Raw genomic sequence first — 12,150 nt, 5'->3', positions numbered from 1 at the left:
GTCCATTGGGGCTGGTCTTCTTGTATTCACCGGACATAGCCATATCCGGGATATTTGACTACTGGCCATTTATCCTTGCGCAAGGCATCCAGCAATTCAGGACCTACACGCAGGTTGGAAGCGACAAGATCATGCGGGGTGAGTGCCATCCATTGATTCAGCGACACATCGACAAAGCGGTCGCTCTTGAACATTTCCAAAAACCACACTGTTTCCGTCCCGGTATTTTGGATATAATGCCCCGTCGCAAAAGGAACGTAACCGACATCACCTGCTTGGTAGTCAAAGGTTCGCGCGTTGCCATTTCCGGTAAAAACGGTCATGCGTGCTTGGCCTGAAATGTAATATTGCCACTCGTCGTTATTGGGATGCCAATGCAGCTCTCTCATGGCACCGGGACGTAGCTCTACGAGTGCTGCCGCGATTGCTTTGGAGATCGGAAAATTGCGTGAATCGACGATGCGCACACTGCCGCCAGGTGTGATCAGTGGGCGTTGCGCAAGTAGGCGGTGGGTAAAGGGAAGGGGGACGGTTCCGTATGGGGATTCTACTTCATCTGCCTCGATGGAACCGGGAACCTCGTCTTGATAAATGTATACTTGCTCGCTAGGAATGTCGGCAAAGGCTGATTCAGGCACACCAAAATTCGCGGAAAGCACATCTGTTGGCGTATGAGCAAACCAATCGGAGATCGATAGCGTATTCAGATCGGAAAAATGCCCATCGTCGAAAACGAGCAAAAACTCGCAGCCTTCCTCAAGTCCCTGAATCGAGTGGGGGATGCCGGGAGGGAAATACCACAGATCGCCTTTGCCGATATCTGCGATAAAATTACGTCCGCGTTGGTCAACGGACGTAATTCGTGCACGACCGAGCAGCATGTAGGCCCATTCCGCCTGCTGATGCCAGTGCAGCTCCCGCACACCGCCCGGCGTCAGGCTCATGTTTACACCCGCAAGTGTAGTGGCGATTGGCAACTCGCGAATGGTGACTTCCCGGGACCAACCACCATGATTTAACGTCATGAAGGCATCTGAAAAGGAAAATTTCAGATTGGGCAGCAAGCCTGCATCTGTGACGGGAGGCACGAGCATATTCGGATTTTGCCGATCACGCATGACATTCCGTGGGCCGAGATCGACCCAGCCGGTCCCGTCTCTCCTCATCGGTTGAGGAATTTGATTCCCTTTGTCTGGCGGATTCATTCGGGGCAACCTCCTTGTCGTACTTCATCCACTAACCATGACTATGCAACGGCTTGCCCGTTATGCATCCAAGCTGTTCTATTGTTTCTATGGGTGATTCTGTATAATTTTAGGAGTGATTGACAAATTGACAATAGTAGGATGGGAATAAAGATGAATAAGCTTCCAAACGAGCAATGGTTAGCACGATATGAGCAAAAAAAACAGATGTTAGAGCCCCAAGTTGATTTACACGCCTATTTCACATCCGCGGAGATCAGTGGGAAATCAATCAACCTGCTTTCTTTGGGGGATATTACGATCCCCACTGGAGACATCATCGTTCGCGATCCGCTCGCGTATCTGGAGAGAAATAGTGCCCCGTATTTTCGGAAAGTCCCTACAGGAACCTTCCCAGTAACCGTTTGTGTGGTAACAGTTGAAGAAGATCATTATCGCTATGCAGCTGCTAAAGTGGAGTTCACAGATAAAACTCCCCAAAAATTTACGGAAGCCCTCATCGGAGACGAGAATCTCGAAAATCTAGAGGAAGGTGAATATTTTGGCTTTAATGTAGATGCAGGCCTTGCTACTGTGGTAGATGTCAAAACGAGAGATGCTTATCTTGATTTTTATGATAGCTGGAAAAAGGAGAATCCAGACGGCAATATTTACGATGGATATTTTGCAGATGTTTTTGCACAAAGTTACAAAGACCAACCAAAATATCAGAGAAACGCTGGAGATTATATCAATTGGAGGATACCAGGCACCGATTTATCGATTCCGATGATTCAAACGGGATTTGGAGACGGAGCCTATCCTGTCTATTTTGGGATAGATGAAAACGGTCAAATATGCCAGCTGGTAATTCAATTTATTTGTATTGAGCTTGCATTTGATGAGGATGACAGTGAAGACGAGGATCATGCATAAATAAAGGAGCCCATGAGAGATTCTTGTAACATGAATCACTCATGGGCATTGTTTGGGCAGGAAAGCCTCTCACCAATCCTTTTTGGAAACGGTGCCTTGCTTATCTTTCTTTGGAAAAAGAAAATAGCTGGCTGTAAACAACAGATCAACCCCCAGAACAACAGTCCATAGCCGGAGAATTTGCCATAAAGAGGCAGTTCGTTCTGCATCATCGATAAAGTAGATGGTCCCCGCTAAGAGAGCCGCCCCAATTACATAGGAGAAGAGATGTCTAAACCAGCTTTTGGCGTAATACTTGGCATACTCCATGCCGTATAGCTTGGGTTTAGGCGTACCTTGCTTCGTGACGTATTGCTGAAATTTTTCATCCGCCCATTGAATCATGCTTTTCCCAAACGCAAGCGATACCCCGATATAAACAGCAGCAAGCGCATGCGGAATCGTTGCGGTAGCTCCGCGATACAAATCCACGCTCGTGACGACGAGCAAAACCACATCAACAACAGGTGTCAGGGCGAGAAGAAAAAGCCCGGCCTTTTTTTGTTTGAGCACATACCTTGTGAAAAGGCCAAGTACAATGACCACCCAAAATGCGATTTCGCATGCGACAATCATCCATGCAACAAAATTCACTATACAAGTCCCCTTTTCGGAAGTTTCTTCTCCTGCATGAGGAGTTTTTTTATCATACATCCGTGCTAGCAAAAAGAATTTTACCACCGCTTCTTAAATAATACAACTGTATTGTTAAGGGTTGCTTGCCCTTTGCAAAGCTTGTTAAAATACAGCTATGCCAAAAATAATCGATCATGAGAAAAGAAGAGAACAAATAGCAGAAGCAACGTGGCGTGTCATTGTCGAGCAAGGAATGGAGGGGGCGACGGTAAGGGGCATTGCAAAAGAAGCAGGACTTTCATTAGGTGCTCTGCGACATTACTTCGCAACACAGGATGAACTGCTGATGTATGCTATGCAGCTCGTAAAAGAGAGGGCGACAGCTCGGATTGCTGAAATCGCCGCCAATGAAGAATGGGAACCAAAAGAGAGGGTCACGAAAATTTTTCTGGAGCTTCTTCCTACGAATCAAGAAAAGATGGTTGAAATGGAAGTGTGGTTTGCTTTTACGGTGTACTTCCGACACAAGAAAGAAGGCTTTGATGCACAGCACGACGGGATCTATGCCGGCGTCCGCAAGCTGTTAGACTCCGCTGATGAAATGAATCTATTACGCAAAGAGCTAGACAAAGAGATGGAAGCAGAGAAGCTCTATGCCGTCATCGACGGTCTGGCGCTGCATGCCTATCTCGAACCACAGCGTGTCGATGGGGAGCGGATTACGAAAGTGTTGGAGCATCATCTTGCATCCTTGTTTCATTAAAGGACTTTTCCCAAACATACAGCGAATCCAACCAAACTAAAAAACCGGGATCAGTCATATTAGACTGGTCCCGGTTCGTTTTAATGCTCCCGAATCTTGGACAAATTTCCACCGAACAGCTGCAGCTTTACATCTATACGTGAAATCGTATCGGGACGTAGGGGCAGCTCCCCGTTTTTCGTTAGCTTGTGCCATGCTTTGGGGTCTTGGCGATAGAGAGCGTCCGATAATTGAAGCACATCCGTCTGCGTTTTTTGTCCCAGCTGGTACGTTTGCATAATCTCCTCAGCGATGCTTTTTTCCGCCCATTCCCTCAAGTCCTTCTCTGGAACGGCTTTCACCAATTGGGGCATGTTGGCCTTTGTACTCACCTTGAGATGAAACGTCACCTTGTCGTCTTCCACTTGCGGGATGATCTCAGGCTTGATCTTTTCCATGACGAGTGTGGTGATGGGCTCTCCATTATGGAAAACGGTAATGCCAGGACGGCGTGAATTTTTATCCAACCAGCGCAGGCCCATGATTTCCGAGCGCTGCAGGCAGAGTTTTCGTTTCTTGTTTTGCAAAAAGCAGACGCCACTCATGATCAGGGTAGGATGCTTTTTTTTGTTTTCGGTCCACTGTACTTTGTTGGTACTCAATATAGGCAATTGCACGGTTTGTCCACTTTCTTTCCACTTCCAAATAAATTTATAGAGGAACAAGGGGGCTATCACAGAGCTTTGTCGGTAAACATCCTCCGGGTCATTTAATTGGGAATAAAGAATGGAGATGTTGAGAATCGGCTTGGCGTTAAATAAGTCTTCAATCGGCTCTCGCGTTGCAAACGTCCATACGGTGTAACGAAATTCGTAATAGCGGTCGATCACATCCAATAATTGATTAATCACATCTTGCTTCAAGGCATCCTCGGAAAAAACAATGGCCTTGATATGACTCCAGGACAGACGCTGCTGGGCAGTCCGATACAGATTGAAGATGGCATCATCCAACGTTCTTCCTTCTCCCTTGCCGACGGAAATCGTTTGCGGATTGCGTTGTCCGCCCGCTTCTTGTTTGGCAATGTTATTGAAACTGATAATTTGCGCGTAAAACACAAATTTCCCTTTTACATAGTCGATCCCGATGGAATTGACGTAGATCATGTGCTCGATTTCCCTGGCGCCCCAGCATCCGCTTAACAGGGAAGAGATCAATACAATTGTGAAAAAACATCGTAGTTTATGCATAGCGATTGTTAATTCTCCTTGTTTGATCTGGTTTTTTGCAGCATTTTGGGGACGTTTCCCCATTTTCCCCATGGGATTCGAAAGACGACTTTCCACAGATCCTGAAAAACAGGAGGAGAGATTGGTTCCAGGTAGTAAACCCCAAAGGATCGCAAGTTGGTCAGGTACAGTACGATGATCCCAACCATGATGAAAAAGCCAAACAATCCGGCCATGCCAGAAACGATCAAGATAAGGAGTCGAAGCAAGCTAACCGTGCCGACGAGGTCTTGATTGACCAGCGAAAACGTAGAGAGTACGGACATGGCTACAATCACCAGAATCCCTGGAGCGGTTAAGCCTGCACTGATGGCGGCTTGTCCGATGATCAGCCCGCCGACGACGGACAAGGTTTGGCCAAAAGCCATGGGAAGGCGCATGCCCGCTTCCCGAAATAACTCAAACAATAAGAGCATCACGATTGCTTCAATAGGGACAGGGATAGGGACTCCTTGTCGGGATAATACAAGTGTGGCTACCAACGTGTACGGGAGCTGGTCTTGATGATAAGTGATCAAGGCGATCCAGAAGCCAGGCAGAAACAAGGCTAATACGAATCCGAACAATCTCATGAGCCGGGTAAACGCGCTGTACCAAAAATACGAGTAGACATCTTCCGGCGTATTGAATAGATAGGTCAGCGTAACAGGAGCAATCGTGGCGGAAGGAGACCCTTCCACAAAGATGACGAATTTTCCGTGCAACAAGGCGTTCACAGCAAAATCGGGTCGGCCTGTATACTCAAACAGAGGAAACAAGGGGATGCGGGTGCCTGTCAATATATCTTCCAACTGCGTGTTGCTCACAAGCGCCTGTACTTCCAAATTGGAAAGCTTTGTGCGAATTTCTTCTAAGGTATCCGGATTGATCCGATTTTTGAGAAACAGTAAATTGACCTTGGTGTGCGTCTCATCTCCCAATCTATACTCTTCTACGGCGAGCCGATTGGTTTTGAGTCTCTTCCTGATCAGCCCGATACTGATGTGCGGTTCTTCGGTAAAGCCATCTCGCGGTCCTTTCACTGAGACTTCTGTATTTGATTCTTCGGGGGCACGTTGCGGCGGGTCGGAGAGTTCCATCCAATACAGCTTGTTTAACGAATGAAAGAAGAGGAGCAGTTCCCCTTCGAATACTTTTTTGACAATATGGTCATGGTTTCGATCATCGGTGACCTCTTTCAAAAATAGCTCACTGTATTGCTGCATGTCCAAAGAACTCATCATGGGAGTCGTTTGATGTGTTTTGGACAATTTCGGTACTACATATTGATTGATTTGCTTGATATCACACAAACCCTCAGAATAAATAATGGTCACGATAGATGAACCCTCCCCATTTCCTTGATAAGGGAGGCTAATCGTATCAATAATGACATCCGCACATAAAGCAAACAATTGGCGAAAATAGTCCTCGGTTAAAGGCTGGTCATCTGGAATGGATGGTGGATGGTCGTTTGGGACAAATACATCAATCCCCTTTTTTCTCCTCATGAATCATTCCCCTCCTTCGACTGGTACAGTTTACGAGCACGATAATGACGAATGAGTAGACGACCATCGTATAAAACATAATTGGAAGGATATGAGCGGTTAACATGTCTAAAAACACGTTATCGCTGAAGGGGAGAATGGCAATGGCAACCAGAAGGGAAGCGAGCAGGATAAGGACCATCATTCTTTTCGCGTTGCTATCCAATCGAAGAATATCGACGATGAGAAATAGCGTCAGAGACATACGAATAAAAGCACCTGAGAACCACTGGTAAATACTTAAAAAATCCATGTGCTCAATATATCGCCCAATATTAACCAAGCGCCACTCCTCGTAAGCCGGATATCTCAGCTTCTCCGATTGCGCAGGGCCAAATTCGGCAATGGCCCCCGTAACTGGTCCAAAGGTTAGGCCAATTAAAATGACTGCAAAGATCAAAAGGGATAGTAGCGAATACTTGGACCGGATATGCTGCTGCATGAACAGAAGGATGATCAGTTCAATCAATCCCGCCCCGACAAAGACCACGCCTTTCCATACAGGGAGCATGCCGTATTCCAGAAATGGTTTCAGCAATATATAGCTTTTATGCGTGTAGTTGGCAGACATGACGAAGAATCCAAGAAAGATGACAAGCGGCAGGAACAGGACCGCTGTGTTTGCGATGGAGCGTATGCCCAAGTATGCATTGGTCAAGCAAATACACGCCAACAGAAGGGCGATAAAAAAAGTGGGCATTTTCGGGGAAAACGCGACATGAATCCAGGTAACCGTATCTCTCATCGTAATTGCACACATCATGAATAAATAGACACTGGCAATGGCCGCCAATATATTGGAAATAGCGGGATGATACGCTTTTTTCAGCAAGAGAAAGACATTTTGCTGACGGGTTTTGGTAAAAGCCGAATAAAGAAGACAGACCCATACGATAAAAAAGACACCAGCCAAAATAACGGAAATCCAGGCATCCCGTTTTGCGGCATCCATCAAAATCGGGATGACAATTACATGGTTCATTAAGCCAATGGTGAGCATTAGCATGCAGACTACCTGAAAAAAGGTTAAAGTAGCATCTTTCATGAACATACCTCTACGTACTTGGATTGGTAGTAGTATCTGTTCTAAGTGGATCTTTATTCCATGTTTACATGCCGAACGTCCATTCGTAAAATGGTAGCAAGAAGGTGACGAAAATGAATGTGAAAAAAAATATCGCAGCCATATTGGATCACATAAAAACAGACGAAAGATTTCGGGATAACATTGCGCATTGGAGGGTCATTCCTGCTCGTGAAGCAAAGTCCGTTCCATTTCCAAATGAGCTGGACGGACGAATTCGAGATGCCCTAACGAATAGAGGCATTCCCTCCTTATACACGCATCAAGAAACGTCTTTTCGCCATGTGCGCGCAGGTAAACACATCGTTGCGGTTACGCCCACAGCCTCTGGTAAAAGCATGTGCTATCATTTGCCGATCCTTCAGACGTTATCGGAAGACACGCAAGCACGGGCCCTTTACTTGTTCCCCACCAAGGCTTTGGCGCAGGATCAAAAGTCCGAGCTGCACGAGCTGATTACGGAAATGGGACTCTCTATCAAATCCGAAACGTATGATGGTGATACACCTGCAAATATCCGGCAGATGGTACGCAAGGCAGGAAATATCGTCATCACCAACCCAGACATGCTGCACTCCGCCATTTTGCCTCATCACACCAAGTGGGTGTCCTTTTTCGAGCATCTCAAATACATCGTCATTGACGAGCTGCATACATATCGCGGCGTTTTTGGCAGCCATGTCGCCAATGTCATTCGGCGGTTGAAGCGCATTTGCGCTTTTTATGGGAGCCACCCGCAATTTATTTGCACATCGGCGACCATCGCCAACCCGAAGCAATTGGCGGAAGCCCTGACAGAAGAAGAGGTGGAGCTGGTCAACAACAATGGTGCTCCGTCTGGCATCAAGCATTTCCTTTTCTACAATCCGCCTGTGGTCAACAAGCAGCTCAATATTAGACGCAGTGCCACATTGGAGGCGCGAGACATTACTGAGCAGTTTTTGACCAATGGCATTCAGACGATTCTGTTTGCGAGAAGCCGTGTACGTGTAGAGATTTTGCTCACGTATTTGCAGGAGCTGATTCGCCGCAAGCTCGGGCCAAAAACGATCCAAGGGTATCGTGGCGGCTATTTGCCGAGCCAGCGCAGAGAGATCGAACGCGGTTTGCGCAATGGCGACATTATGGGCGTGGTCAGCACCAATGCCCTGGAGCTTGGGGTAGACATCGGACAGCTTCAGGCATGTGTCATTACTGGCTATCCAGGCTCGGTCGCAAGTACATGGCAGCAGGCAGGACGGGCGGGAAGACGGCAGGGGGAATCCGTCGTCGTTATGGTCGGCAGCTCTACGCCATTGGATCAGTATGTGATTGCTAATCCGGAGTACTTTTTCGACCGCAGTCCGGAAACAGCCCGGATCAATCCTGATAACCTGATTATTTTGGTGGACCATCTCAAATGTGCAGCATACGAGCTGCCGTTTCGTGAGGGAGATACTTTCGGACGTGCGGAAATCATGGAAATTCTAGAGTTTTTGACCGAGGAGCAGGTGCTTCATTACTCGCGGGGCAAATGGTTCTGGATGAACGATTCATTCCCGGCTCATAACATCAGTCTGCGGTCAGCTTCGCAGGAAAATGTCGTGATCATCGACATCAGTGAACGGGGAAATGAGCGCGTCATCGGGGAAATGGACCGTTTCAGCTCCATGACGCTTTTGCATGACGAGGCCATTTACCTGCATCAGGGAACGCAATTCCAGGTGGAAAAGCTGGACTACGAGGAAAAGAAGGCGTATGTCCGGGAAGTGCAGGTCGATTATTACACGGACGCCAATCTGGCTGTTTCGTTGAAGGTTTTGGAGCAAGATCAGTCCCGTCGACATGCGCAGAGCACGTTGGCTTATGGCGAAGTGGCTGTGAATGCGATGGCGACGATCTTTAAGAAAATCAAGTTCGAGACGCATGAAAACATCGGCTCGGGACCGATTCATTTGCCGGAAGAGGAACTGCATACAAATGCGGCGTGGATCGGCTTTTCTGAAGCGTTGCTGGGTGAGATCGGGACTGAGGATGTGGAGCGTGGCTTGGTCGGTTTGGCGCATGTGTTGCAGCATGTAGCCCCGCTGTTTGTCATGTGCGACCCGATGGACCTGCACGTGATACCGCAACGAAAGGCTGTTCATTCACAGGAGCCGACGATTTTTCTGTACGACCGTTATCCAGGAGGCATCGGCTTGAGCGAGCAAGTGTATAAGGAAATGGAGACGATTTTGACGCAGGCAGAGCGGATGATTGTCTCTTGCCCGTGTGAGTCAGGCTGTCCATCTTGTGTGGGAGCGACAGATGATGGCAGCAAGGGGCTAGCTATGACCTTGCTGCGAATCGCGCAAGGGGGAAGTACTTATGTCTCTTAAATCCAAGCTGCAACGGATGAAGGGACATCTTTCGTTGGAAACGGACAAAGCGGTAGCGCCAGCAGTCGAACCGGAAACGCCGATTCGCAAGGAAAAGCCGGAGGAAGAGCCGAGAGCGGCTGTACCAGCGGATAGCAACGCCCAGCTACAGATACCTTTTGCCGACAAGTGGAAGGAGATGCAGGCATCGCCCTACATCTGGGATGATGAGTACGTCATGATTCGCGAGGTTCGCTATCCGATCGATCAGCAGCATGGTCTTTACACCTTTTCCGAGCTGCATGAGGCGATCCGTATGTGGGAAGCGGCTGGTCGAGAGCATCCGCTGTCCGCTTCGGGCAGGAAGCCAGAAGACTTGCTGTTTTTCGATACGGAGACGACAGGGCTGTCAGGTGGGGCAGGCAATGCGATTTTTCTTTTGGGGTACAGTCGTTTCGAGGGGGAGCACGTTGTGGTGCGCCAGCATTTTCTCCCGGGTCCGCATGCAGAGGTGACCTTGTACCAATCGTTTTTGGAGCAAGCTCAGAAGTCTTCGCATCTGGTGACTTTTAACGGGAAGTCCTTTGACTGGCCACAGGTGCGGACGAGGCATACACTGGTACGCGATCAAGTACCTGCTTTGCCTACCTTTGGTCATTTTGACCTTTTGCATGGGGCGAGGAGACTGTGGAAGGCGGAGCTGGAATCGTGCCGATTGGGAATCATCGAGCAGGAAAAGCTGGATGTATTTCGCGAGGATGATTTGCCCGGTTATTTGGCACCGGTGCGGTATTTCGACTTTTTGCATGCCCAAGATCCTGATGTCATCGAAGGCGTGCTACGGCATAACGAGACGGACGTCCTGTCTCTGATCACGATGTACATTCACATGACACGGCTATTGGTAGGGCAAGGGAGTGCAACGGTATCCTTCGAGGAAAGCTACGAAATTGCCAGATGGTACGACGCGATTGGAGATCAGGAAGCCGCTATGGCAGGCTATCGCCTCGTCGCAGACAGTGAGCATGCGTGGAGTAACCGGGCCAAGCTCGCCATCGGTCATTTGTACAAAAAGCAAAAGGATTGGCACCAAGCCCTAACCGTTTGGGAGTCGTGCATTCAGTCCACCGGATATATCCCGGAAGAGGTGTATATTGAGGCTGCCAAGCTGTACGAACACCAGTTGAAGGATTGGGAGAAGGCTTTACTTTATACGAAGCAAGCGTATGAGCAGTGGAAGAAGCGCGGGAGTCTGTTGCGAAACAGATCCAAGGCCGACGCAGAGGCGTATCAAAAGCGAATCGATCGGTTGGAGGGGAAGCTTCGCGGAAACGAAGCGGAAGAAGAGAGCTTGTTGTCCGGATTTTTAGATTGGGCGGATGAGTAACCATCTGGGGGATTGGGATGAGGCACATTGCTTGCTTCTGATGGTGTTTCTACTTCTGGGTGGTTGCTCCGCTAATGATGACTGGGTGCATACGTTTACGGGGGAGAGTGATAATTGGATCGTGGTCATGGAAAGAAAAGGGGGAATCAAGTAACGAAGCTGTTTGCCGAAGCCGATTTAGTCAACGGGAGTAGAGCTAGCAACCTCAATCAAAAGCGGCAGCTACTGCTTTTTCAGAAGTTCCCGAATCCCCCCTCACCCGATTTTCCTGGAAAAGATACGCCGAAAGAACAGCTCGAATACTATTTCTCAGATTTGAAAATGAATCTAAAATGGACAGACGAACGGGGAGAGCATCAAGAACAAATCATGCTGAAATTAAAAACAGCTCCCTGGTGAAACAAGAGAGGATGAAAAATGATTTTCAAAGACCTACAACATGCTTGGAACCCAAGTCCAGAGGAAATTAGAGCATGGGCATACAGTAATGAAAAGATCCCTGAGCAAGATTGGGAGTTGGCAGTAGCGAGTTTTGAGAACATACCGATGATTTGTGCGTTTATTGACGATGAAAAATGCACGCACACTTCTTTTTTTCTTAGTAGTCTCTACGTTTTTACTGGGGATATCGTTCGGTCAGGAATAACGGAAGACATAGTGAGTTTATTATGAGTTAGTAGATCATGTAACCAAAACTGCTAAATCAGAACAACTGAAAAACTGGGTCGAACGTTCTAAGCACCTGATCAAGCACCCAAAAGAATATGATTACGACTATTGGGGGCTAGGGTCCAAGTACGTCTATTAACGAAGTCACACAATGCAATGGATAGTTGCGAATATCTGTTATGATTATTTATTTTTCCTAATCCTCCACACGTGCTCTTGTTTCCATTTATTACATTTGATGAACTAAATAGATCATGTTATATTAGAAATCCGCCTTTCAAAAAGAGCGGAACAAAATGAAACACCTAAAAAAATACCTGTTGACTCAAAATGATGATGCATGGTATATTGTGAATCTAGCGCTTTTGAAGTGCTAGTG

Annotated in this window: 11 protein-coding genes; 6 read left to right on the top strand and 5 right to left on the bottom strand. The window is 47.6% G+C overall.

Features of this window, described 5'->3' with window-relative positions; translation table 11 throughout:
• Nucleotides 1–26: 26 nt before the first annotated feature.
• Nucleotides 27–1,205: an oxalate decarboxylase family bicupin gene (locus tag HPY31_RS20090; RefSeq protein WP_172142177.1), complete on the bottom strand. Its 1,179-nt coding sequence runs from the start codon at nucleotides 1,203–1,205 to the stop codon at nucleotides 27–29.
• 153 nt (nucleotides 1,206–1,358) lie between these two features.
• On the opposite strand from HPY31_RS20090, the gene HPY31_RS20085 reads away from it, so the two are divergent.
• Entirely contained in the window at nucleotides 1,359–2,120 is a 762-nt protein-coding gene (locus HPY31_RS20085; RefSeq protein WP_172142176.1) for a DUF4241 domain-containing protein, read from the top strand.
• Nucleotides 2,121–2,189: 69 nt separating this feature from the next.
• Here HPY31_RS20085 and HPY31_RS20080 read toward each other — a convergent pair whose 3' ends face one another.
• Nucleotides 2,190–2,753, bottom strand: coding sequence for a hypothetical protein (locus HPY31_RS20080; protein ID WP_172142175.1), 564 nt, complete (start codon nucleotides 2,751–2,753; stop codon nucleotides 2,190–2,192).
• A 157-nt stretch (nucleotides 2,754–2,910) separates the two neighbouring features.
• On the opposite strand from HPY31_RS20080, the gene HPY31_RS20075 reads away from it, so the two are divergent.
• A complete protein-coding gene (locus HPY31_RS20075) occupies nucleotides 2,911–3,498 on the top strand; it encodes a TetR/AcrR family transcriptional regulator (protein WP_172142174.1) in 588 nt (195 codons plus the stop codon).
• An 80-nt stretch (nucleotides 3,499–3,578) separates the two neighbouring features.
• On the opposite strand, the gene HPY31_RS20070 is transcribed toward HPY31_RS20075, so the two are convergent.
• From HPY31_RS20070 to HPY31_RS20060, 3 genes are read right to left on the bottom strand one after another with little or no spacing between them, the layout of a single operon-like run.
• Nucleotides 3,579–4,727, bottom strand: a complete 1,149-nt coding sequence (locus HPY31_RS20070) for a Ger(x)C family spore germination protein (protein WP_172142173.1) — start codon at nucleotides 4,725–4,727, stop codon at nucleotides 3,579–3,581.
• A gap of 8 nt (nucleotides 4,728–4,735) precedes the next feature.
• Nucleotides 4,736–6,256, bottom strand: coding sequence for a spore germination protein (locus HPY31_RS20065; protein WP_172142172.1), 1,521 nt, complete (start codon nucleotides 6,254–6,256; stop codon nucleotides 4,736–4,738).
• The gene (locus HPY31_RS20060; RefSeq protein WP_172142171.1) at nucleotides 6,234–7,340 is read right to left on the bottom strand and encodes a GerAB/ArcD/ProY family transporter; all 1,107 of its coding nucleotides are present in this window, start codon (nucleotides 7,338–7,340) and stop codon (nucleotides 6,234–6,236) included. The genes HPY31_RS20065 and HPY31_RS20060 overlap by 23 nt, the downstream gene beginning before the upstream one ends.
• Nucleotides 7,341–7,453: 113 nt before the next feature.
• Between HPY31_RS20060 and HPY31_RS20055 the strand changes: the two genes are divergently transcribed.
• The 4 genes from HPY31_RS20055 to HPY31_RS20045 are packed head-to-tail and all read left to right on the top strand — an operon-like array spanning nucleotide 7,454 to nucleotide 11,501.
• Complete coding sequence (locus tag HPY31_RS20055; protein WP_172142170.1) at nucleotides 7,454–9,736, top strand: DEAD/DEAH box helicase; 2,283 nt, start codon at nucleotides 7,454–7,456, stop codon at nucleotides 9,734–9,736.
• On the top strand, nucleotides 9,726–11,102 hold the full coding sequence (locus HPY31_RS20050; RefSeq protein ID WP_172142169.1) for a ribonuclease H-like domain-containing protein: 1,377 nt from the start codon (nucleotides 9,726–9,728) through the stop codon (nucleotides 11,100–11,102). Before HPY31_RS20055 ends, HPY31_RS20050 begins: the two co-directional genes overlap by 11 nt.
• Complete coding sequence (locus tag HPY31_RS28905) at nucleotides 11,095–11,256, top strand: hypothetical protein (protein ID WP_253901885.1); 162 nt, start codon at nucleotides 11,095–11,097, stop codon at nucleotides 11,254–11,256. The genes HPY31_RS20050 and HPY31_RS28905 overlap by 8 nt, the downstream gene beginning before the upstream one ends.
• On the top strand, nucleotides 11,217–11,501 hold the full coding sequence (locus HPY31_RS20045) for a hypothetical protein (protein WP_253901884.1): 285 nt from the start codon (nucleotides 11,217–11,219) through the stop codon (nucleotides 11,499–11,501). Before HPY31_RS28905 ends, HPY31_RS20045 begins: the two co-directional genes overlap by 40 nt.
• Nucleotides 11,502–12,150: the final 649 nt, after the last annotated feature.

The organism is Brevibacillus sp. HB1.3 (genome assembly GCF_013186635.1).
Classification (GTDB): domain Bacteria; phylum Bacillota; class Bacilli; order Brevibacillales; family Brevibacillaceae; genus Brevibacillus; species Brevibacillus brevis_D.
The sequence above is the reverse complement of the archived record's forward strand: the minus strand, read 5'-3'. Positions and strand labels throughout refer to the sequence as shown.